The 21652-nt window shown below is 54.8% G+C and carries 21 protein-coding genes; 3 read left to right on the top strand and 18 right to left on the bottom strand.

Annotated elements, in window-relative coordinates:
- Window positions 1–61: 61 nt before the first annotated feature.
- A complete protein-coding gene (locus tag GGR95_RS02060; RefSeq protein WP_184562247.1) occupies window positions 62–1780 on the bottom strand; it encodes a GMC family oxidoreductase in 1719 nt (572 codons plus the stop codon).
- A gap of 211 nt (window positions 1781–1991) precedes the next feature.
- Here GGR95_RS02060 and GGR95_RS02055 point away from each other — a divergent pair, with 211 nt between their 5' ends.
- Window positions 1992–2972, top strand: coding sequence for a helix-turn-helix domain-containing protein (locus GGR95_RS02055; protein WP_184562245.1), 981 nt, complete (start codon window positions 1992–1994; stop codon window positions 2970–2972).
- A gap of 16 nt (window positions 2973–2988) precedes the next feature.
- On the opposite strand, the gene GGR95_RS02050 is transcribed toward GGR95_RS02055, so the two are convergent.
- Window positions 2989–3939 carry a DMT family transporter gene (locus GGR95_RS02050; protein ID WP_246423255.1) on the bottom strand — a complete coding sequence of 317 codons (951 nt, stop codon included), beginning with the start codon at window positions 3937–3939 and terminating at the stop codon, window positions 2989–2991.
- A gap of 130 nt (window positions 3940–4069) precedes the next feature.
- On the opposite strand from GGR95_RS02050, the gene GGR95_RS02045 reads away from it, so the two are divergent.
- Window positions 4070–4825, top strand: a complete 756-nt coding sequence (locus GGR95_RS02045) for a beta-keto acid cleavage family enzyme (protein WP_343042028.1) — start codon at window positions 4070–4072, stop codon at window positions 4823–4825.
- Between the two features lie 32 nt (window positions 4826–4857).
- On the opposite strand, the gene arsB is transcribed toward GGR95_RS02045, so the two are convergent.
- From arsB to GGR95_RS02030, 3 genes are all read right to left on the bottom strand, one after another.
- Window positions 4858–5916 (bottom strand): ACR3 family arsenite efflux transporter, encoded by a 1059-nt coding sequence (arsB, locus tag GGR95_RS02040; protein ID WP_184562243.1) that lies wholly within the window; start codon window positions 5914–5916, stop codon window positions 4858–4860.
- Window positions 5917–5951: 35 nt separating this feature from the next.
- The gene (locus GGR95_RS02035; protein WP_184562241.1) at window positions 5952–6284 is read right to left on the bottom strand and encodes an ArsR/SmtB family transcription factor; all 333 of its coding nucleotides are present in this window, start codon (window positions 6282–6284) and stop codon (window positions 5952–5954) included.
- Between the two features lie 150 nt (window positions 6285–6434).
- Complete coding sequence (locus tag GGR95_RS02030; RefSeq protein ID WP_184562239.1) at window positions 6435–6932, bottom strand: lactoylglutathione lyase family protein; 498 nt, start codon at window positions 6930–6932, stop codon at window positions 6435–6437.
- Between the two features lie 99 nt (window positions 6933–7031).
- Here GGR95_RS02030 and GGR95_RS02025 point away from each other — a divergent pair, with 99 nt between their 5' ends.
- Window positions 7032–7922, top strand: a complete 891-nt coding sequence (locus tag GGR95_RS02025; RefSeq protein ID WP_184562237.1) for a LysR family transcriptional regulator — start codon at window positions 7032–7034, stop codon at window positions 7920–7922.
- On the opposite strand, the gene GGR95_RS02020 is transcribed toward GGR95_RS02025, so the two are convergent.
- The 13 genes from GGR95_RS02020 to GGR95_RS01960 form a co-directional block, all read right to left on the bottom strand.
- Entirely contained in the window at window positions 7914–9014 is a 1101-nt protein-coding gene (locus GGR95_RS02020; protein ID WP_184562236.1) for a DmpA family aminopeptidase, read from the bottom strand. The genes GGR95_RS02025 and GGR95_RS02020 overlap by 9 nt on opposite strands.
- Window positions 9011–9940, bottom strand: coding sequence for a MurR/RpiR family transcriptional regulator (locus tag GGR95_RS02015; protein WP_184562234.1), 930 nt, complete (start codon window positions 9938–9940; stop codon window positions 9011–9013). The genes GGR95_RS02020 and GGR95_RS02015 overlap by 4 nt, the downstream gene beginning before the upstream one ends.
- On the bottom strand, window positions 9937–11541 hold the full coding sequence (locus GGR95_RS02010; protein ID WP_184562232.1) for a dipeptide ABC transporter ATP-binding protein: 1605 nt from the start codon (window positions 11539–11541) through the stop codon (window positions 9937–9939). Before GGR95_RS02010 ends, GGR95_RS02015 begins: the two co-directional genes overlap by 4 nt.
- Window positions 11538–12341, bottom strand: coding sequence for an ABC transporter permease (locus GGR95_RS02005; RefSeq protein ID WP_246423254.1), 804 nt, complete (start codon window positions 12339–12341; stop codon window positions 11538–11540). Before GGR95_RS02005 ends, GGR95_RS02010 begins: the two co-directional genes overlap by 4 nt.
- A complete protein-coding gene (locus GGR95_RS02000; RefSeq protein ID WP_184562231.1) occupies window positions 12338–13276 on the bottom strand; it encodes an ABC transporter permease in 939 nt (312 codons plus the stop codon). The genes GGR95_RS02005 and GGR95_RS02000 overlap by 4 nt, the downstream gene beginning before the upstream one ends.
- Window positions 13277–13333: 57 nt before the next feature.
- Window positions 13334–14833 carry an ABC transporter substrate-binding protein gene (locus GGR95_RS01995; protein WP_184562229.1) on the bottom strand — a complete coding sequence of 500 codons (1500 nt, stop codon included), beginning with the start codon at window positions 14831–14833 and terminating at the stop codon, window positions 13334–13336.
- A 222-nt stretch (window positions 14834–15055) separates the two neighbouring features.
- Window positions 15056–15745 (bottom strand): ABC transporter ATP-binding protein, encoded by a 690-nt coding sequence (locus tag GGR95_RS01990; RefSeq protein ID WP_184562227.1) that lies wholly within the window; start codon window positions 15743–15745, stop codon window positions 15056–15058.
- Complete coding sequence (locus GGR95_RS01985; protein ID WP_184562226.1) at window positions 15742–16491, bottom strand: ABC transporter ATP-binding protein; 750 nt, start codon at window positions 16489–16491, stop codon at window positions 15742–15744. Before GGR95_RS01985 ends, GGR95_RS01990 begins: the two co-directional genes overlap by 4 nt.
- Complete coding sequence (locus GGR95_RS01980) at window positions 16484–17467, bottom strand: branched-chain amino acid ABC transporter permease (RefSeq protein ID WP_184562225.1); 984 nt, start codon at window positions 17465–17467, stop codon at window positions 16484–16486. The genes GGR95_RS01985 and GGR95_RS01980 overlap by 8 nt, the downstream gene beginning before the upstream one ends.
- A complete protein-coding gene (locus GGR95_RS01975) occupies window positions 17464–18384 on the bottom strand; it encodes a branched-chain amino acid ABC transporter permease (RefSeq protein ID WP_184562224.1) in 921 nt (306 codons plus the stop codon). Before GGR95_RS01975 ends, GGR95_RS01980 begins: the two co-directional genes overlap by 4 nt.
- A gap of 52 nt (window positions 18385–18436) precedes the next feature.
- Complete coding sequence (locus GGR95_RS01970) at window positions 18437–19585, bottom strand: ABC transporter substrate-binding protein (RefSeq protein ID WP_184562223.1); 1149 nt, start codon at window positions 19583–19585, stop codon at window positions 18437–18439.
- A gap of 37 nt (window positions 19586–19622) precedes the next feature.
- Window positions 19623–21236 (bottom strand): AMP-binding protein, encoded by a 1614-nt coding sequence (locus GGR95_RS01965; RefSeq protein WP_184562222.1) that lies wholly within the window; start codon window positions 21234–21236, stop codon window positions 19623–19625.
- Window positions 21237–21239: 3 nt separating this feature from the next.
- A complete protein-coding gene (locus GGR95_RS01960; protein ID WP_184562221.1) occupies window positions 21240–21419 on the bottom strand; it encodes a hypothetical protein in 180 nt (59 codons plus the stop codon).
- Between the last annotated feature and the right edge of the window lie 233 nt (window positions 21420–21652).

Raw genomic sequence — 21652 nt, 5'->3', positions numbered from 1 at the left:
CGCCCCTTATCGTCGCGATATGGCCGCACCGTTTCGGGCGCGGCCATGGTTAATGCTGTGATCAGGCCGAGCGGATCAGCTCGGCACATTTCTCACCGATTACAATCGTAGGCGCGTTGGTATTTGCGTTGATGATCGTTGGCATGATCGATGCATCCGCAACCCGTAGCCCGTCGATGCCGTGCACGCGTAATTCATTGTCGACAACGGCCATGTCATCATCGCCCATTTTGCAGGTGCCCACAGGGTGATAGATGGTTTGGATGTATTTGTTGATATAGGCCTTCAGGTCTTCATCCGATTGCACATCTGCTCCGGGCAAGAACTCTTCTCCCCGCAGATCATCCATGGCAGAGCTGGCAAAGATTGCCCGCGCGACTTTGACGCCTTCGATCAGGATTTTATAATCCTCTTCGTTCTGGAACACATTCGGGTTCACCTTGGGTTTAACCATAGGGTCAGCCGACACCAGCGTGACCGAGCCTGTGCCCTTGCTCTGCACCAGAGACGGCATGATTGTCATCCCATCAGAACCGTCAGTCGGGTTACCCGCGCCATCCTGAATGAAATACCCAGGCGCAAAGTGGAACTGAAGATCAGGCGCAGCGGCACCTTCGTTCACTGTCAGGAAACCGCCTGCTTCACCGATGTTGGAGGTGAGCAAACCTTTGCCTTCGGCAAACAACGCTCCTTGTTCTTCTGTTCCTGCTTGGGACAGGCTGACCTTTTGAGTGCAGGTGTAAACCACAGGCATCATGTAATGCTCTTGCAGGTTTTGCCCAACACCCGGCAAATCATGCACAACGGTGATGCCGTGTTCTTCCAAATGCGCCTTGGGCCCAATGCCCGACATCATCAACAAATGCGGCGAGTTGAACGACCCACCTGAAAGGATGATCTCTTTGCGGGCGCGCACGGTGTGCTCTTTGCCATCCGCCATAAAGGTCACGCCTGTTGCGCGACCCTGCGCAGTTTCAATCCGCGTAACCATTGCTTCGGCTTGCGCCGTCACACGGCCTGCATCAATTGCAGGATGCAAATAGCTGACCGCAGCCGAGGCGCGGTAACCGCCTTTTTGCGTGACCTGATACAAGCCAAATCCGGTTTGATCCCCGTCATTGAAGTCATCGTTAAGCGCGAAACCCGCTTCGCCAGCGCCTTGAACCATCGCAAGTGAAATCGGGTTCGGGTCATTCAGGTCGGTCACGCTCAGCGGCCCATCAGCGCCATGTGTTTCGGATGCGCCCCGTGAGTTTGACTCGGATTTCATGAACAACGGCAGCAGATCGGCATAGCTCCAGCCCGCGTTGCTCTGCCCCCATGCGTCATAGGTAGAAGCATGGCCGCGTTGATAAATCATCGCATTGATGGAGGAACAGCCGCCGATCACCTTACCCCGTGGCATGTAAAGCGTGCCGCCATCCAGCTTGTCTTGTGGCTCGGACACATAATCCCAGTCCAGTTCGGTTTTGAACAAAAACGGGAATGTCGCGGGGATGTGGATGTATTGGTTGGTATCTGACGGGCCAGCTTCCAATACCAGAACCTTATTGGCGGGGTCTTCGGACAGGCGCGCAGCTACTGCACAGCCTGCGGACCCTGCGCCGATAACGATGTAGTCATATTCTTCTGCCGTTGTCGTCTCCGCATGTGCAGCGCTTAGGAAAAACGGAGCTTGTGCTGCAACGCCCAGTGCGGCTGCACGGCTGATAAATCCACGACGCGACAGTTTTCCTGCGTTGAAATCACGGTACAGTTGGTCCTTGTTAGAATTCTTCATGTCTTCCTCCCTTTGGTGTTTTTGCCGCCAATTCCCCAGCAAAAACTAGATGTTCTACTCTGACGAGGCGGATGCGGGGCTGTATTGACGCTGCGTGCATATTTTTGGCCATTGCGTGCATAAAGCGGCTAAAATGCCTTTGTCAGGCGCTCATCATGCATTCTTGCTTGCTGGATTGAATTCCCCTAGCATTGCTGAGGGGAGGAGTATTATGGGTTTAGAACAAGCAAATTATCCAGTCGCCAACTGCGGATCGTCAATTTCACGCATCGCAACCAACGATGCAGACATCTTCGCACGCGAACTCGAAACGAGCTTGGCGCGTTTGGACATTACATCAAAGTCAGGGGCATTTACCGGACGGATGAATGCATGCCGTGGGCAATCCGCATCAACAGCCCTTCTGTCAGCCACCCCCCTAACCGCCGAACGCACGAGCGAGATGGTTGAGGGTAGAACGGGTGAAGATATTTGCAAACTGGTCTGGCAAATCGGCGGCCGCAGCGACATCGAGCAAGCGGGCCGTTCAGTGACGCTCCAAACCGGTGACATCGGTCTCTATGACATCTCAACCCCATATAAATTCCGCGTTAGTGGCGATTTTAAACTACTCATCCTTGGCTTTTCGCGCTCTTCCCATGCATTTTCGGATCGCGTGCTGATCCGAGACGCAGACAGGCACAACCTGCCTTCAACGGGGATGAACGCATTGAAATCCATGTTGATGACGCTGCTCACTGATCCGGAAACAGATGACGAAGGCGGCCATATCATGAGCTGCGCCAGCCAGCTTGCCAGCCGCCTCCTGACAGAACGCAGCGCGCCTTTGGAGCTTCCTTTCAAAATGGAAATGGACGCGGGTGAACTGCCCCCCTCATGGCATAAAAAAATCCTGAACTTGCAATCTGATCCCGATCTAACCCCTGACAAATTGGCCCAAGAATTCGGAATTTCGCGGCGCAGCCTCTACAACAGCTTTGCGGGTATCGGATCAACGCCAGCGGCCTATATCCGTACCGTGCGCCTGCATACCTGTCGCAAGATACTGGAAAGCAAAACTGGCGCGTCCGAGAATTTGGCGGGGCTTGCGCTGGACTTTGGCTTCAAGGATCAATCCCATTTCACGCGCGCGTTCCGGCGTGAATTCGGGGTTTCGCCGGGCCAATTCAAACGCGAAAAGACCCATTCCTAAGCAGCGTTGAGACCACCTATATCAGCGGCTTGCGTTTCACTGTGATCACACAGAGCGAAGTCACAACCAACGCCACACCGATCCATCCTGTAACCGACAGGCGCTCTGCGACAATCAGAACGGCAAGGCAGGCAGCCACGACAGGCTCGAACAGGGATGTGGTTGTAGCCGTGCTGGCCGATACACGCGCCAGACCATAGCCAAAACTAAGATACCCCAAGAACATCGGAATAACCGCCAGATAAAGCCCGACAAAAGCATTCCCCCATGACGCCAGCAAGGGTGCGCCAGTGGCCAACAGCACAGGCAGCAGCAGCAAGCTGCCGATGCCAAATGTCGCGCCCATGGCGATATCTGACCGCACGCCGCTCAACATCACACGCCGCGCGGTCCACGAATAAAGCGCATAGGTCGCCCCGCCGATCAGGCCCAAGAGGACGCCCTGAAAGACTGTATCCTGCGCCCCGCCGCCCAGATCGTGACCTTTCGCCATGCTGATCAACACAATCCCGACCAATCCGATTGCAGCACCGATCATCCAGCGCGTCGATAATTTCGCTTTATCAAAGGCCAACTCAATTACAGCGGCAATTAGCGGCGCGGAGCCAATGGTCACAACATTGCCAATGGTAACGCCCGCAAGCCGCATCGCCCCGTAAAAAGCCAAGGGGTAAATCGCAACTGCGATGCCACCCAACAGCAGATAGCGCCACTGCATCCGCAGCTTGGCCATATTGCGGCGGATACCTTGGGCGGCATAGAGACACTGCAACAGCCCCCCAATCCCCATCGCTGCGGCGCCAATCGCAACCGCGCTGACATCGGGCGCGAACGTGGCGGCGACACCCGTTGTGCCCCAAACCAATGCCGCAAAAAGCACGCCAGCCACACCTAAACTATGCGGCATCATCAGCGCACCGCTTTGCGCATAGGTTTCTGGTAGATCATAGTCCCTTACTCCACCCAACAAGCCAGAACCGCGCGCGACCCTGTCAATTCCAGAGGTTATCGTTACATGAGGTATCTGCCTATTGACAGTACCGGTCGTTCACCCAGATTGCAGGACAGACCCATTGCAGCCATAAGGGCAATATCACGTGCAAAAACCTTTCATCATGGTGGCCCCAAACGGCGCAAGGCGCGGCAAAGCGGATCACCCTGCCCTGCCTATCACAATAGACGACATTGTCGCGACAGCAACGGCCTGTCACAGTGCTGGCGCCGATGCTTTACACTTGCATGTGCGTGACGAACAGGGCGCGCATTCGCTGGATGCAGGCCGCTATCTGGAAACGCTGGCCGCACTGACCTCTGCACTACCTGACATGCCCGTCCAGATCACAACAGAGGCCGCAGGGGTTTTTGACGTCGCAACGCAAATGAGGTGTTTGCAAGATGTTAAGCCACGCTGGGCCTCTGTCTCTATACGTGAAATCGCCCGCTCTCCCGAACTCGCCGATCACCTCTATGGCGCGTGTGCTGAAAATTGCACCAGAGTGCAGCATATTATCTACAACACAGACGACATTGCTCTGCTCGCCGATTGGCAGGCTCAAGGCATCGTGCGGCCCGATCAAAGTGAGGTGATCTTTGTGCTGGGCCGCTATACGCAAGGCCAGAGATCCAGCCCCAGCGATCTGGCACCCTTTCTGAAGCAGTGGCACAGCGCGGCGTCTTGGATGGTTTGCGCCTTCGGCCAACAAGAACATCAATGCCTCACTCAAGCCGCACGGCGCGGCGGGACACTGCGTGTGGGGTTTGAGAACAACCTGTTAGACGAGCAAGGCCAACCTTTTGCGGATAACGCTGCCTCGGTCGCGGCGCTTTATAAGATGTTGGCAAAAACAGCATGATCCATGTTTGATCTGCCCGCGACGCTCACTGCTTACTTCGCAGGTGGGAACCAATGCTGTGTCCGATTGGCAAAGGCGACAAGCGACAGCATCACTGGCACTTCGACCAACACACCCACAACCGTCGCCAGCGCCGCGCCTGAGCCGAGGCCAAACAGGCTGATCGCCACGGCGACTGCCAACTCAAAGAAATTCGAGGTGCCGATCATCGCGCAGGGGGCCGCGACATTGAACGGAACACCCCACGCCCGTGCCGCCCCATAAGCGATAAAGAAAATACCATAGGACTGGATCAACAGCGGTATGGCAATCAGTACAATGACCAAGGGGCGATCAAGGATCACTTCGCCCTGAAACCCAAACAACAGCACAACCGTCACCAACAGACCAAAGATCGAGAACGGCTGCACACGCGATTTAAAGGCATCAACCGCCGCTTCGCCCCCGTTAGCTACAAGACCCTTGCGGGTCAGATAGCCCGCCAGCAACGGCAGCAAGACATACAAGCCAACAGATATCATCAGCGTGCCCCACGGCACCACAATATCCGTGACCCCCAGCAAAAACGCCACAATCGGGGCAAAGGCGAACACCATGATCACATCATTCACGCTGACCTGCACCAGCGTATAGGTTGCATCGCCGCGCGTCAGGTTTGACCAGACGAAGACCATCGCCGTACAGGGGGCCGCGCCCAACAGGATCACCCCCGCCAGATAGGCTGATGCATCGTCGGGCGGGATCAGTCCCGCAAACACATATTCAAAGAACAACACACCCAGCGCGGCCATGGTAAAAGGTTTGATCAACCAATTGACGACCAGTGTGATAACCAATCCCTTCGGCTTATCCCCCACTTGTCGCAAGGTAGAAAAATCAACGCCAACCATCATCGGATAGACCATCGCCCAAATCAGCACTGCCACCGGTAAATTGACGGATGCGACCTCAAGTGACGCAAGAAACAAAAACGCTTCGGGAAACAGGTTGCCGAACAGCAGCCCAGCGCCGATGGCAAGGGCCACCCAGACCGAGAGCCAGCGTTCAAAAGTGCCCAGCCCTGCGGCGGCCTGTGGTGATGTATCGGTCATGTTAGGCTTTCAGTAATGAGTAAAGGGAGAGCAAATCAACATGCACAAGAGAGCTCATCCAGAATGGGTTGGCACATCTGCGGGTTTCCCCCGCAACACTCTTCCATCAAGAAGGAAAGAAGCCCACGCAGGCCCCCCATATCTGCAAAATATCGAATGCTACGCCCTTCACGCTGGCTTCGGATCAGCCCTGCACGCGCCAGAATCGCAAGGTTCGCCGACATGGTATTTTGCCGGACATCAAGCGCATCACTAACCGCCCCTGCCAGCATACCAGCCTCGCCCGCTTTGATCAGCAGGCGAAACACATCAAGGCGCGTGGACTGACTAAGCGCCGCGAAGGCATCAAGAGCGTTTTCTTTATCCATATATCTGGATTTATAGATGCATGGAGCTTTGTCAACCAGAACTGGCGGTCAGATCATCGGCAGTTTCCAACGCGCCAAATATAGACGCCCTGCCTGTTGCCGATGAAATCTACGCTGCGTGACGCATAGTGAATGCGCTGGACCAGTGCATTAGGCGTAAGCGCCTGCCGAATAGGTCAACTCATAACTGTGGCTATACAGTTCAAACACGATGCCAAAAGGGTCTTCGACATAGACCATGCGGTAGGGTTTTTCGTCAGGGAAATAAGTGCGAACAGGCATGCGCTGCTTGCCCCCGGCCGCCACGATTTTGGCCAGTAAATCTTCCAGGTTCGGGTCTTGGATCGCAAAGTGGAATGTACCGTGTTTGCGGAAATCGAGGTTTTGCTCTGGCTCTGAATTACCTTCAAACTCAAACAGTTCGAACCCGATGCGGTCAGCAGTGGCGAGGTGCGCAATGCGCAAACTGCCCCACCCCGCACCAAAAACATCCGTACACATCTGGCCGATGTCACTGTCATCCTCAATGATCTTGGTGGCTTCCATGATCACATAAAAGCCAAGAATGTCGCTGTAAAATTCAATCGCCTTATCCAGATCAGGAACGGACAAGCCGATATGCGAGAAAGAGCGTGGAGTGGGTGTCATCTGTTTTTCCTTTGTAACGGTCTGCTTCCGATATAGCTGGACCGCGACGCCATTAAAAATTATCATTACTGATAAACTTAATAACAAAATGATATAATCATGCTGAACGCCACGTGGCTCGAAACCTTCACCACACTTTGCCAAATTGGCCATTTCACCAAAACGGCTGACCGTTTGGGCATGACACAACCCGGCGTGTCCCAACATCTGCGCAAGCTAGAGACGCAGGTGGGCAAGCCGCTGATCCTGCAAGAGGGTAAATCCTTTACCCTCACATCCGCTGGCAGTGCTGTGCTGGAGGTGGGCAAAGCACGCCGCACGCAAGAACGCGCGTTGCGCGAAAGCATCGAAGTGGATGATCCAAACGTCGGGGATGTCCGTATCGGGTGTTCGGGCAGTATGGCGCTTTGGACCTATCCGCATCTTTTGGCACATATGAAACACGCACCTGACCTATGCATCCATCTGACGGCAGCACCACAGGCAAGCATTGTTGCGGGTGTTCTGAAAGACGCGTTAGATCTGGGGATCATATCCGAGAAATCCGACCACCCCCGCCTACACGCCACCCCATTGGCCCGCGAAGAGCTATGCCTTGTGCTGCCAGCCCGCTTTGACGCGACGAACCTAAGCCTCGATCGGTTAAACACCCTTGGTTTTGTGGCGCATCCCGACGGGTTTTCCTATGCGGATGATCTGCTATCGCTGAATTTTGGTGACACCTACAAAGGCGCTGATTTCCTGAGAGTGCGGACATTTATCAACCAGATAGGCCAAATCCCAGCCCCTGTTGCAGAGGGGTTGGGCTATACTATTCTACCGAAATCAGGCGTCGATGCCTTTGCACGGCAACAAGACCTTGCCATTGTCCCACTCCCCAAAAGACGTTTTCATGACCTATGGCTGATCGCCCGCCAACGACGATCCAGCTTTGCCCGTATCGCAGCCCTCAAAGACCTGCTGGAACGCACCACCCAATCGTTACAGTGACTTGGTGCCGTTCTGTACAAGCGCAACCAGTTTTGCATGATCAATCGCACGCACGGTTTTACCAGCGGGTTTTACGGCAGTACGGGTTTCAGCGGCGATCATCGCATTCAGCACGGCTTCTTCTGTTGCCTGCACAACGGCCTCATAAAACAGATCAAGATGGGTGTCGCTTAACGCGCTCAATGTCATCACGTCTGGAGTATGCCACGGATTATCCTGACCGTTAGCGGTGCTAAACGCCATAAAGATATCACCGCTGCTGTGTCCGCCTTTGGTGCCATTTCGGCCAATCCCAATGGAACCGCGCCGCGCCAAACGGTTCAATTGATGCGGCAACAATGGCGCATCAGTGGCGATCACTACAATGATAGAACCCTGCTCTTTTTCAAACAGCAGATCATCGCGCATGTGTTGGCCTACGGGTACACCCGACACTTCGAACCAGTTACGGATGCCGTGATTGGCCTGCAGTAAAACGCCAAGGGTATATTCCACACCCGCCACGGTAACCTTACGCGACGCAGTCCCTGTGCCGCCTTTGAATTCATAGGCGATCATCCCCGTGCCACCGCCCACATTGCCTTCGGCAATCGGCCCGCTAACTGCAGAATTGAGCGCCTCAAGCACGTGATGTTCCTGCACCCCGCGTGCATTGATATCGTTTAGTGATCCATCATATGTTTCCCCCACAACGGGCAGGCACCACATGTGATCCTTCTCGAAAATCTCTTGATAACGCTCAACCATCCAGCCGACTGTCGCATGGCTGGTCATCCCTACGCCGTGGGAATTGGTGATCATAACCGGCCCCAAGAACCAGCCTAGATCGTTGATCAAATGGCCGCCTGTCAGTTCTCCATTCCCGTTGAACGAATTCAGGCCCGCCCAAACAGGCTGGATGCTGCCCGATCCGCCACGAGGGATGATCGCTGTCACCCCTGTGCACAGGCCTTTGTGCCTACCTTCAACCGCTTCTTCGATGATCGTGCTGTACCCCACTGTCAGTCCGGGCACATCAGTGATCGCGTTATGGGGACCAGTCACTCCAGAGAAGGTGAGACCAATGTCACGGGCGCGGGGTTTGACAGTCATGAACGGGATTTCCTTTTGGTGCGTGTCGTCGGGCGGCTTTGTGTACCCGGATCAAATGTATAAGCTTCAAAATGTTGACCAAGCGTGCTCATTTCCTTCACACGGGTCACAGCACCATCACCTGAACGTGCGGTAACGCCATTCAATATGAGGTTCAGCAAAGCCGACAATCCTGCCGTGCTATCCAAAAACGTCTTGGTCACGGTGCTGACCGATAGCGCATGTGGTGTGTATTGGCGGGGCCATGGGTCATAACGGTCCGTGACGGTGATCAAGGGGATACCACGATCCAGACACAGTTGCGCAATTCGCACAGAGGCTGCAGCATAGGGCACCGTATCCACAAGAATGACGCAGCTATCCTCCACGTCATCGGCAAAAATTTCTGACCAGTTCCCGCTGATCCCCGATGTGTAGCGCACACCGGAGCGTGCGTATTTTAGCCGTGTCGCAAAATCCATAGCCAAACCCATAGAGCCCTGAAAGCCGCACACTTTGATGTGACGCGCCTGCATCACAACATCAATGGCGGCGTGCCACTGATCGGTTGTCGCAAGGCGGTAGACCTCGACAATCGCTGCGAGCTCTAACTCCAGCTGCTGGGCCAATTCGTCTTGGGTTGTGACAGGGATCGCTATGCGCAACTGGCGCAGATCATCGTCTTTTTCACGTGCGGTTCTCAGGTCCGAGTTAATGGCGACTTTGAACTCTTTAAAATTCTTATACCCCAACTGCCTCACAAATCGCGTGACCGTCATTTCACCAACATTTGCGTGTTTGGCCAGTTCCCCGGCCGTATCAAACGGCACTTGCATCAGCTCTGCTTCAATCCACATCGCCACTGCGCTTTCACTTTTGGAAAGGTTCCGCGCCTGTGCAACCCGCTCCAAAACGGTGCCTTCGATTGGTTTTCCTGCTTGGGTCATGCGGGCGCCGCATCCAACCGTGGGATCGCATCAATCAGCGTGCGGGTGTAATCTTGGGTTGGACTATCAAAGACGTCAGCCGTTGGCCCCGCCTCAACAATTTCACCTTGCCGCATCACGATCACCGAATTGCAAAGCCTGCGGATCACCGCCAAATCGTGACTGATAAAAATCATGGTTAGGCCGCGCTCCTTTTGTAGACGGATCAACAAATCCATTACCTGCGCTTGCAATGTCACGTCCAGCGCCGATGTCACCTCATCCGCAATCAAAACACGCGGGTCCATGGCAAGGGCGCGGGCAATTGCGACGCGTTGGCATTGCCCGCCTGACAATTGCGCCGGCAGGCGGTCGCCCAACTCGGGAGCCAGATCGACTTGCTGCATCAGATCGGCGACTTTGGCAGGGATATCTTTCGGGCTACAAAGCTTGTGCCGCCGCAGCGGTTCACCGATGGCATCACGGATACAGATACGAGGCGACAGCGCCTCATAAGGATGTTGGTAAACCAGTTGCACGTCACGCAGATAAGCCGCCCGATTGCGGCCTGTTGGTTCTGCGGGGCTACCCTCATAGAGGATTTCGCCTTTGGCGGTTTTGACCAAGCCCACCAGCGAACGCGCCAATGTCGTTTTGCCCGATCCGCTTTCACCGACAATGCCCAATGCCTCGCCGCGCTGAACCGAAAAACTTGCGCCTTTGACAGCAACAAACCCGCCTTCACGCCCCATCAAGCTGTCCAGAATACTGCCGCCACCATACCTGATTTGGACGCCTTTCACCTCAAACAACGGCGCGGCGCGGGCCACGTCTTGCGGTTTATGCAGCCTAAGTCGATCCGGATGGGAGGCAATCAGCATTTGTGTATATTCATGCTGCGGGTTTTCGATCACGTCTCTGATCTTGCCTGTTTCAACAAGCTTGGATTTACGCATGACCAGCACATCATCACAAACCCGCGCCACAGCACCCAGATCATGACTGACGAATATCATCGACAGCCCTTGGGTGCGCCGCAGCTCGGCCAGTAAGTCCAGAACGCTTTTCTGTACGGTGGCATCCAGTGCCGTTGTCGGCTCATCCGCCAGCAACAGATCGGGTTTACACGCCAACGCACCCGCAATCATGGCGCGCTGTTTCATCCCACCAGAGAGTTCATGCGGATAGGCCCGTGCACAGCGTTGCACGTCAGGAATACGCACCACATCCAGCAGTCGCAGCACTTCGTCCTGAATGGCGCGGCCCTTTAGATCAGTATGCTTACGCAGGGTTTCTGCCACTTGATCCCCTATGCGCATCAACGGGTCCAAATGCGAGGCGGGGCTTTGGAATATCATCGCGATGCGTTTGCCGCGCAGGGTGTTCAGCTTGGCCTCGGACGCGCCAAGGATATCATCGCCGTCAAATGTGATTGCTCCGTCAATTTTGGCCACTGATGGCAGCAGTTTCATCAACGCACGGCAGGTCACTGATTTGCCAGACCCGCTCTCCCCGACAATCCCCAGCGCACCACCGCGTGGCAGATCAAAGGATACGTCATCAACAGCAGTTGTTTCACCAAAACGCACGGTGAGGTTGCGGACACTCAACAGCGGGTTCATCGTTCAATCCTTAGCATTTTAGCCAATCCGTCACCCATCAGCGCAAAACCGACACCAATCAGAACCATGGCAAGCCCCGGGAAGAAACTGATCCACCACGCGGTTGAGATATAAATCTGCCCCTCGGAAATCATCACACCCCATTCAGCGGCAGGCGGCGCAACACCCATACCCAAGAACCCAAGCGCCGCCCCAAACAGGATTACCAGTGTGACGTCGGTCATCATATAGACCACCACAGGCGACAAAGCATTGGGCAGCACATGGCGGAACAAGATATAGGGGTGGGAAAACCCCATAGTACGCGCCGCCATGACAAATTCAGAACTACGCAGCACAATAGCCTCGGCGCGGGCCAGCCGGGCATATCCAACCCACCCCACAAGCGCCAAGGCGATGAAGTAATTTTCAATCCCCGGCCCCAAGACAGCGACAATGGATAGAACCAAGACAAAGAAGGGGAAAGGCACAGCCACATCCACCACACGCATGGCGATTGAATCCACCCAGCCCCCAAAATATCCTGCGGTCAGGCCAATTGCCATGCCGATCAACATGGGCGCAATAACCCCCAAAATCCCGATATAAAGCGCCAGCCGCGCCCCATATATCACACGGCTAAACGTATCGCGGCCCACGTTATCGGTGCCAAAGAAATGCTGCGCACTGGGCGCTTGCAACAGTGCCTCGAAATCAATTGCGTAAGGATCATGTGTCGCAAGCATCGGAGCCGCCAGCGCAATCACACCCCATAGAGCAACCAGACCAGCACCCCACAGGAACATAGGAGACATCTTCATGTGTTAATCCTCGGATCGATAAGGCCAGAAATCAGATCAACGGCCAGCATCACAACAATCGTGGTCAGCGCAAAGACCAGCGTCGCACCTTGGACGACAAAATAATCGCGGGCCAGAATGCTATCGACCATCAGCTTGCCCATCCCGGGCACGGCATAAACGGTTTCGACAATCACCGAACCGCCCAGCAGATAGGCCACAATCACCGCAAACAGGTTCAGTGTTGGCAAAACCGAATTGGGGAAAACATGGGTGCGAAACACTTGGGCCTCGCCCAACCCTTTAGACATGCCCGCCAGCACGTAATCGCGGTTCATCTCATCCAACAACGCCGAACGTAGGTTGCGGGTCAGGATCGGGATCACCCAGATCGCAGTGGAGAGTGCAGGCAAAAACAAATGGTGCAGATGTTCGATAAATGTATCGCCAAAGCCGCTGACAGGGAACCACCCCAGCGTCACGCCAAAGAAACGTGCAAGCAGCAATGCCATCCAAAACACAGGAATCGCCAGCCCCATCACCCCTAGAACGCGGATCACCTGATCAGCCAGACCGTTGGGCCGTTTGGCTGACCAAACAGACAAAACAACCACAGGCGGCAAAATGAGAATGATAGAATAGACCACCAGAAACAACGTGACGGGGTAAAACTGCCCGACCAGATCAGACACAGGCACCTTAAAGCGCAGCGATGCCCCCAGATCCCCCTGCAACAGATTTCCCAGATAGGTGAAATACTGCGACAAGATCGGATCATCCAGACCATAGCGGTCACGGATCAAGGCAATCGTTTCCTCTGAGGCGCGCACACCGACCAGCAGGCGGATCGGATCACCCGGCGTGGCAATCATAAGAAGGAAAGTCACAATACTGACGCCAAACAAAACGGGCACAGACTGCAACATTCTGGAGACGATAAAACGCAGGCTTTTCAAGGGGTCACTCCACCAAAGGAAATCCGGCCCGATTAGCGTCGGGCCGGAAATGTTGGATTACTCAACGAATTCGGCTTCTTCCAAAGTCCACTGAAGCGACGGCGTCAGGGTCAGACCTTTGATACGGGTGGAGTAAGCATTGGCGAAGGGCGGGTAATAGAGCGGAATTTGTGCCAGCTCTTCTGTCGAGATGCGTTGAATTTCGCCGTAAATCGCACTGCGTTTGGTATCATCCTGCTCACGCAAGGCCGCTTCGACCATCGCGTTCACTTCTTCGTTGTTGTAGTTTGTGTAGTAGGATTTATTTCCGCACGTGCCGCAAACGGCCCAACGCACCGCCAAATCTGGGTCTTCGGTTTCATTGTACCACCAGTTTACTGTGACCTGATATTCACCTTTTGTCAGGCGGTCCCACCACAGGCCGGGGTCCACACGCTCAACCGAGGTTTTAAAACCTGCGGCATCCCATTGCGCTTTGAGAAGGGTCGCGGCTTGTTCAAACTGGGGTGTGACCATCAACGTGACCTCGGCCCCCAATGCCCCTTCTGCCTCTAACAACGCACGCGCAGCCGCGGGATCATAAGAAGGGGCGGCCACATCAGCGGCATAATAGGTCAGCGCATTTGGCAGTGTGCTGTTTGCAACCACGGCTTTGCCCAACGTCATCGCCTTTACCATCGCTTCACGGTGCAAAGCCATTGCAGCCGCTTTGCGCACATTGATGTTATCAAACGGCGCAACCGCATGGTTTGGCATGATTTCGTAAATCAACGTTGACGGTTCAAGCGGAACAGTCACACCGTCATTTGCGTTCATTTCGTCCACTTGCGCAAACGGTACACCGCGATTGGCGTCGATTTCACCCGCCATGATCATCGACCCGCGTGTGTTATCATCCGAGATTTCAATCAATTCAGCGCCCGCAACCTTGGGGTAGCCTTCACGCCAGTAATATGGGTTTGCCTTCAGGATCAGACGGTCGTTCGGCTTCCACACCTCAACCATAAAAGGGCCAGAGCTGACAGGTGTGGTCAAAAACGCCTCATCGCCCCGCGCTTGCACGTCATCCATGCTGACGATACCCGCGTTGAAAATTTCCATATACGACAGCATCGGCGCGCTTGGATATTCCAGTGTCAATTCAACGGTATCATCATCAATTGCGGTAAATGCCTTAACAGGCACAAAAGCAGCTGGATAAGAAGAGGCTTCGTCCTTGGCAACGCGGTTCAGGCTAAATGCCACATCTTGCGCCGTAATGTCGGTGCCATCCGAGAATTTGGCATCGTGCAATTCAAAGGTATAGGTCAGCCCGTCTTTTGAAACGGTCCAGCTTTCGGCCAGCGCAGGCTGCAACGCCCCGCTGGTGTCCCTGCGCAACAGGCGTGCATAAAGCTGACCAAAGGCTTCGATATTACCCGCAGCAGCCGAGGCGATAGGATCAAGTACCGTGACCTTGTTGGGCGATGCAATCCTAACAACATCTTGCGCCATCACACCGCTTGCGATGCTGGCTGCAACAATCGTTGCACATGCTAGTCTTCTTGAATTCAACATTTCAGATCCTTCTCATGGGCTGGAAGTGGGCGTATGTTGAAATACTAACACCGAGATATAAAGATGATACAAAAATCTCGAAATCTACACAGCATAATTTTAACAGTAGTTAAAACATGTGTTTAAATGCTCATAAATTGGGAGTTTCCAGCAGAGCGAGCCGAATCGAAATCCATAACTATAGGGAATAACACTTGCATAACGGCGCTATGCAGCGTCGCGTCAAACGCCCAGATATTGTTGTGTCACAACTTCCGACACATCGCCGATCTGCCCCTGCCAGACATCTTCACCCCGTTCGAGGATAACGGCACGGTCAGCAACCTGCGCCAGTTCGCGCAGCGATTTATCGACCACCAGAATGGACATGCCGGTTTTGGCCTTCAGCTTGGCAATCGCGGCCCAGATTTCCTGCCGCACGATCGGGGCCAGCCCCTCGGTCGCTTCGTCCAGTATCAACAGGCTGGGGTTGGTCATCAAAGCACGGCCAATGGCAAGCATCTGCTGCTCACCCCCCGACAAAGACGCCGCCGATTGATCGCGACGCTCGGACAGACGAGGGAACAGCGCGGTGACAGCGGCGAAATCCCATAGCCCCGCAGTGGCCGCCGCGTGCAGGTTTTCCCACACTGTCAAATTGGTAAAGCAACGCCGCCCTTCAGGGACAAGACCCAGCCCCATCCGCGCCGCCTTGTAGGACGCTACACGCGCCAAATCTTTGCCGTCAAATGTGATCCGCCCCGATGTAAGCGGCAACATCTTGCAGATCGCCTTCACCGTGGTAGATTTCCCCATCCCGTTGCGCCCCATAAGCGCCAGTACTTCGCCCTGTGCAATCTGGAGCGATACGCCAAATAGCGCCTGTGACGCCCCATAAGATGCGGTGATGTTTTCAACGGCCAGCAGGCTCATGCCTCATCCCCCAGATAGGCGGCACGTACCGCAGCATCACTGCGAATTTCGTTCACAGTGCCAGAGGCGATGATTTCGCCGTAAACCAACACGCTGATACGATCCGCAAGCGCAAACACCGCGTCCATGTCGTGCTCAACCAACAGGATCGGTGCTTGGGTGCGCAGCCCATCCAGAAACCCCGTCAAGGTTTTACTGCCAGCGGTGCCCAACCCAGCCATCGGTTCATCCATGACAAACGCTGTGGGGTTTAGGGTGAGGGCCACAGCAACTTCCAATTGGCGGCGCTGGCCGTGCGACAATTCAGAGGTCCGCACAGCCGCTTTGGCTGCCAGCCCGACCCGCTCTAATGCCGCTTCGGCAACGCCGCGCAAATCGTCCATGCCCAGCACATTGCGCCAAAACCGCATCGGCGATCCCCCTGCCCCCAAGGCGCCCAAGATCACGTTTTGAAAAACCGTATCTTCCATCGCCAGTTCGGATATCTGAAACGTGCGCCCCAGCCCGCGTCTAGCACGTGCAACGGTATCCAATGCAGTCACATCTTTCCCTGCCAAACGCACCTGCCCTGAACACGGTGTCTCGCTGCCTGCAATCTGTTTGATCAACGTCGATTTCCCCGCCCCATTTGGCCCGATCAACGCATGAATTTCCCCCATTCGCAGATCTAGCGAAATGTTCTTACTCGCTTGCAACCCGCCATAGGACTTGCAGATGTCATGCACACTCAGAACGACATCAGTCATGGCTGCGCTCCTTTCCGGCCAAAAGGCCGATCAAACCGCCGCGGGCAAACAAGACGATCAGCAGCAAAAGCAGGCCGAGATAGATGTGCCAGTATTCCGACAACCCGCCCAGTAGATGCTCCAGCAGCACAAAGACAATCGCGCCGACAACGGGACCGAACAGGCGTGCGGTGCCGCCGATCAAGATGAACACGATGATTTCGCCGCTCAACTGCCAACTGAACATCGTCGGGCTAACAAAGCGGTTCAGGTCCGCAAACAATGCGCCGGCAAGTCCGGTGATCATGCCCGAAATGGTAAAGGCGACTAACTGTAGCTTGTAAGGCGAGATGCCAACCGTCTTGACCCGCAGCGGGCTTTGCCGCGCGGCCCCCAGCGCCAGACCAAAAGGCGCACGGGCAAGGCGCGAGGTGAACAGCAGCACCGCAAACAGGAGGGCGACGCAGATCACATAGTATTGGATCGGGTCCAGCGTGTTCATTCCCGGAAAACTATTGCGCACATAAATCGACAGCCCGTCTTCACCGCCATACGCAGGCCAACTGATCGAGAAGTAATAGAGCATCTGACCAAAGGCCAAAGTGATCATGATGAAATAAACACCTGATGTCCGCAGGCTCAGCGCACCAATGGCCAACGCCGCAAGGCCGGATGAGATAATGGCAACAAGCCAGATCACAGGCATGCTTTTGGTGCCTTCCAGCACAAAGGGAGCGTTAAAGATCGGGTCATAGGCCTGCGCATGGCTGGCCAAAATGCCCATGGCATAACCGCCCAGACCAAAGAACGCCGCATGGCCAAGGCTGACCAATCCGCCAATCCCTAACGCGATGTTCAGCCCGACACCCGCCAATGCAAAGATCACGGCCTTGGTTGCAAGTGTGATCAAAAACGGCGCGTCCGTCATCCACGCCCAGAGCGGGAAGAGGACCAGCGCCGCAACCACAGAGGTGTTCACAATACGCTCAGCCTTCATGTGCTTGCTCCGAACAGGCCAGTAGGTTTCCAGATCAGAACACCCGCCATAAGGATGTAGATTAACATCGACGCCAGTGCCGATCCCGCCGAGGATGCCGTGCTGTTATCCATGAACAGCTTGAACAACTCGGGCAGCAGCACACCGCCCAATGTGTCGGTCAGCCCGACAAGGATCGCCCCCACCAGAGCGCCTTTGATCGAACCGATGCCGCCAATCACAATCACCACAAAGGCCACAATCAACACAGGTTCCCCCATGCCAACCTGCACAGACTGGATCGCCCCCACCAATGCGCCCGCAAGCCCCGCAAGAGCGGCCCCCAGCGCAAAGACGATAGTATATAACTTTGATATATCCACACCCAGCGCCGCGATCATCTCACGGTCATTTTCGCCCGCACGAATTTGAATGCCCAGACGGGTTTTAGAAATCAGCGCAAACAGCCCCCCCGCAATCGCCAGCCCGATGGCAATCAGCGTCAGGCGATACAGCGGATATTGTATCCCCCCCGGCAGAGTTACTGGGCCAGACAGATAGTCAGGTACATTGAGGTACAAAGGGAAGGAGCCAAAAATCCAGCGCGTGCCTTCGGAAAAGATCAGGATCAGCGCAAAGGTGGCTAAAACCTGATCCAGATGATCACGGTCATACAGCCGCCTTATCACCAAAACTTCGATCAACGCCCCTGCCGCAGCCGCCGCAGCCAATGCCGCCACCAGCGCCAGAAGGAAACTGCCCGTGGCCCCAGCAACCGCCGCTGCCGCAAAGGCGCCGACCATAAACAACGATCCATGGGCGAGGTTAATCAACCCCATGACGCCGAACACCAATGTCAGACCAGCGGCCATGACAAACAGCATGACGCCCAGTTGCAGCCCGTTCAGGACTTGTTCAGCGAGAAGGATGGGGGACATAAAAGCTCCAGCGAGAGGAGGTCGGGGCGGCGCAGTGCCGCCCCGAGGTAGGTTACATTTTACATTCAGCGGCGTAGGCGTCGCCGTGATCTTCCAGCGCGGTTCCGATGATCTTGTTGGTGTAGACGTCACCTTCTTTGATCACTTCGCGCACATAGATGTTCTGGATGGGATGGTTGTTTGTGTTGAACTTGAACTTGCCCCGCACACTTGGGAAATCCGCCGCTTTCAGCGCAGCACGGAAGGCATCCGCATCGGTAACACTGGCTTTGTCCATCGCACTCAGCAGTAGGTTGGCCGTGTCAAAACCCTGCGCCGCATATAGGGATGGCAGACGGTCATATTCGGCCTGAAACGTCTCAACAAATGCAGCATTTGCGGCGTTATCAAGGTCTTTGCCCCATTGCGATGTGTTCACCACACCCAGCGCCGCGTCACCAACGGCTTGCAAGATGCCCTGATCAAAGCTGAAGGCAGGGCCCACAACAGGAATATCTACGCCACTGTCTGCATATTGTTTGAGAAAGGAAATCCCCATGCCACCGGGCAGGAAGAAGAACACGCTGTCAGCGCCCGATGCACGGATTTGCGCGATCTCGGAAGCGTAATCTGTCTGACCCAATTTGGTCAGCAACTCACCCGCCAAGTCGCCCTGATAGAAGCGTTTGTACCCCGTCAGACTGTCCACTCCCGCAGGATAGTTTGGCGCAAGGATGAAAGATTTTTTGTATCCCGCCTCTTTTGCATAGGCACCCGCAGCTTCGTGCAGGTTATCATTTTGATAGGCAACGCTGAAGTAATTCGGGTTGCACCCTTTACCTGCCAGCGCGGAAGGGCCAGCGTTGACTGACAGATAGAATTTGCCCTGTGCAACCGCACTAGGCACAACAGCCATCGCGAGATTGGAGAAGATGAGGCCCGTCATCACGTCCACTTTTTCGGACTGGATCATTTTGTCGGCAACTTGCACCGCGATATCTGGTTTGCGCTGGTCATCCTCAATCACAACTTCGATGTTTTCATTGCCCGATTGCTTAACCGCCAACATAAAGCCGTCGCGCGCATCAATGCCAAGGCTGGCGCCGCCACCCGACAAGGTTGTGATCATGCCGACTTTGACTTTGGCTCCATCGCTATCTGCGTAAGCCCCCGATGCAAGGGCAGACAGAGCCGCCACTAGTGCAAGTGATCTCAATTTCATGGTATCTCTCCTTGTTGAAATGGCCTCTAGCGGGCCCTTAGAGTTGTGGTTTGAGCATAAACCGTTGAATTTTTCCAGTTTGAGTTTTGGGCAATGCGTCGCAAAAGACAATGCTACGCGGGTACTTAAACGGCGCAATCGTCGCTTTAACATGATCTTGCAGCGATTTAGCCAATTCATCAGACGGTTCGGCCGCTGTCACCACATGTGCCTGCACAATCGTACCGCGTGTTTCATCGGGTGCGCCAATCACCGCACATTCAACCACATCCGGATGCGATAGCAATGCAGCCTCGACCTCTGGGCCTGCAATATTATAGCCAGAACTGACAATCATATCGTCGTTGCGCGCCGCAAAATGCAAATAGCCATCCACATCCATCGCAAACGCATCGCCTGTGATGTTCCAGCCATCAACGACGTATTTCGCCTGCCTGTCATCCGCCAAATAGCGGCAACCCGTAGGCCCGCGCACAGCCAGACGGCCCACTTCACCGCGCGGTAATTCCTTGCCATCTTCGCCAATGACCTTGGCCTGATAGCCCCGCACAGGTTTGCCCGTACAGGCGGGTGCATGGTCGTCAAAACGGTTGGATATAAAGATGTGCAGCATTTCAGTTGCCCCGATCCCATCCAACATCGGCTTGCCGGTTTTGGCCTGCCAATCGGCATATACCGGCGCTGGCAAAGTCTCTCCCGCACTCACCGCAGCCCGAAGCGAGGACAAATCCGCCCCTTGTTCCATAGCGGATAACATCGCGCGGTAGGCCGTAGGGGCAGTAAAACACACCGTTGCTTTATACTTCTGAATGATCTCGATCATCTGGGGCGGTGATGCGTTTTCCAGCAAAGTCGCGGCAGCCCCAAAACGCAGCGGAAATACCGCCAAGCCACCCAGACCAAAGGTAAAGGCCAAAGGCGGCGAGCCAACAAAGACATCCTCTGGCGTGACCCCCAAGATTTCACTGGCGTAACCATCCGCAATGATCAGTAAATCGCGGTGGAAATGCATCGTCGCCTTTGGACTGCCTGTGGTGCCAGAAGTGAAACCCAACAGCGCCACATCATCACGGCCCGTTTCCACAGCTTTTAACTGCACAGGTTTTTCTAGGGCCAGACGGTCCAATTCGGCGTCATGGTTCGATGTTCCGTCAAAGCCGGTGACGACTGTAAGATAATCCGAAGATTTCGCACAGCTTTCAAGCTCATCCATCAGCCGCATATCACACAGCGCATGGGTGATCTCGGCCTTATCGACTATCGCTGCCAACTCTCCGGCCCGCAGCATCGGCATGGTATTGACCACGACAGCCCCTGCTTTGGTCGCCGCTAACCAACACGCCACCATCGCGGGGTTATTCGCAGAACGGATCATCACGCGGTTACCAGGTTTCACCCCCAGATCATCCACCATCACATGCGCCAAACGGTTGGTCCAATCCGCCAGCTCTTTATACGTCCGCCGCCGCCCGTTTCCGATCAACGCCGTGTGGTCGCCAAACCCGCGTGCAACCATCGCATCGGTCAATTCAACCCCGATGTTCAGGTATTCGGGGTATTCAAAACCCTCCAGATTGAGTTCAGGCCACTGGTCCGGCGGCGGCAGGTTATCGCGTGTGTAAGTGTCTATGTGCCCCGTCGGTCCCAGCATCAATTATCCTTCCATTACACCCGCCGGATGCCGTGCAAAGATCACAGCTGTAGTGACCAGTTCAAACCTGTCACATCCATACGTATTATTTGTCAGCCCGGCATCTGGCGCCAATGTCTGGTCCAATGCATCAAACCGTCGGCTCAATTGCATGACCTCTATCTTGGTCGCGTCAGCCAACATCGCGCCCCAATACCTGCCCTGGGTACCACGAGGTCATCCCAATAAACGAATAATGGCAGGCAATATGCATGAGGTGCTCCGGTTGGGCATTCTGACCTCAACGCTAGAACTGCACTTGATTCGCTTCAAGTCCAAACAGTTTATACTTAAAATATATTCAGAAAAATCTTCCAACACCTTTATTTTCAACAAATAAATGTGATTATTTTTTCAGCATGACCCCAAATACACCG

It is taken from the genome of Sulfitobacter undariae, from assembly GCF_014196805.1.
Classification (GTDB): Bacteria; Pseudomonadota; Alphaproteobacteria; order Rhodobacterales; family Rhodobacteraceae; genus Sulfitobacter; species Sulfitobacter undariae.
This window is presented reverse-complemented; position numbering and strand designations above follow the sequence as displayed.

What these genes read in the sequence shown, in the direction of transcription:
- GGR95_RS02060 (WP_184562247.1), bottom strand. Translation starts at nt 1,780, where the DNA reads ATGAAGAATTCTAACAAGGACCAACTGTACCGTGATTTCAACGCAGGA.
- GGR95_RS02055 (WP_184562245.1), top strand. Translation starts at nt 1,992, where the DNA reads ATGGGTTTAGAACAAGCAAATTATCCAGTCGCCAACTGCGGATCGTCA.
- arsB (WP_184562243.1), bottom strand. Translation starts at nt 5,916, where the DNA reads ATGACCGATACATCACCACAGGCCGCCGCAGGGCTGGGCACTTTTGAA.
- GGR95_RS02035 (WP_184562241.1), bottom strand. Translation starts at nt 6,284, where the DNA reads ATGGATAAAGAAAACGCTCTTGATGCCTTCGCGGCGCTTAGTCAGTCC.
- GGR95_RS02030 (WP_184562239.1), bottom strand. Translation starts at nt 6,932, where the DNA reads ATGACACCCACTCCACGCTCTTTCTCGCATATCGGCTTGTCCGTTCCT.
- GGR95_RS02025 (WP_184562237.1), top strand. Translation starts at nt 7,032, where the DNA reads ATGCTGAACGCCACGTGGCTCGAAACCTTCACCACACTTTGCCAAATT.
- GGR95_RS02020 (WP_184562236.1), bottom strand. Translation starts at nt 9,014, where the DNA reads ATGACTGTCAAACCCCGCGCCCGTGACATTGGTCTCACCTTCTCTGGA.
- GGR95_RS02015 (WP_184562234.1), bottom strand. Translation starts at nt 9,940, where the DNA reads ATGACCCAAGCAGGAAAACCAATCGAAGGCACCGTTTTGGAGCGGGTT.
- GGR95_RS02010 (WP_184562232.1), bottom strand. Translation starts at nt 11,541, where the DNA reads ATGAACCCGCTGTTGAGTGTCCGCAACCTCACCGTGCGTTTTGGTGAA.
- GGR95_RS02005 (WP_246423254.1), bottom strand. Translation starts at nt 12,341, where the DNA reads ATGAAGATGTCTCCTATGTTCCTGTGGGGTGCTGGTCTGGTTGCTCTA.
- GGR95_RS01995 (WP_184562229.1), bottom strand. Translation starts at nt 14,833, where the DNA reads ATGTTGAATTCAAGAAGACTAGCATGTGCAACGATTGTTGCAGCCAGC.
- GGR95_RS01990 (WP_184562227.1), bottom strand. Translation starts at nt 15,745, where the DNA reads ATGAGCCTGCTGGCCGTTGAAAACATCACCGCATCTTATGGGGCGTCA.
- GGR95_RS01985 (WP_184562226.1), bottom strand. Translation starts at nt 16,491, where the DNA reads ATGACTGATGTCGTTCTGAGTGTGCATGACATCTGCAAGTCCTATGGC.
- GGR95_RS01980 (WP_184562225.1), bottom strand. Translation starts at nt 17,467, where the DNA reads ATGAAGGCTGAGCGTATTGTGAACACCTCTGTGGTTGCGGCGCTGGTC.
- GGR95_RS01975 (WP_184562224.1), bottom strand. Translation starts at nt 18,384, where the DNA reads ATGTCCCCCATCCTTCTCGCTGAACAAGTCCTGAACGGGCTGCAACTG.
- GGR95_RS01970 (WP_184562223.1), bottom strand. Translation starts at nt 19,585, where the DNA reads ATGAAATTGAGATCACTTGCACTAGTGGCGGCTCTGTCTGCCCTTGCA.
- GGR95_RS01965 (WP_184562222.1), bottom strand. Translation starts at nt 21,236, where the DNA reads ATGCTGGGACCGACGGGGCACATAGACACTTACACACGCGATAACCTG.
- GGR95_RS01960 (WP_184562221.1), bottom strand. Translation starts at nt 21,419, where the DNA reads ATGTTGGCTGACGCGACCAAGATAGAGGTCATGCAATTGAGCCGACGG.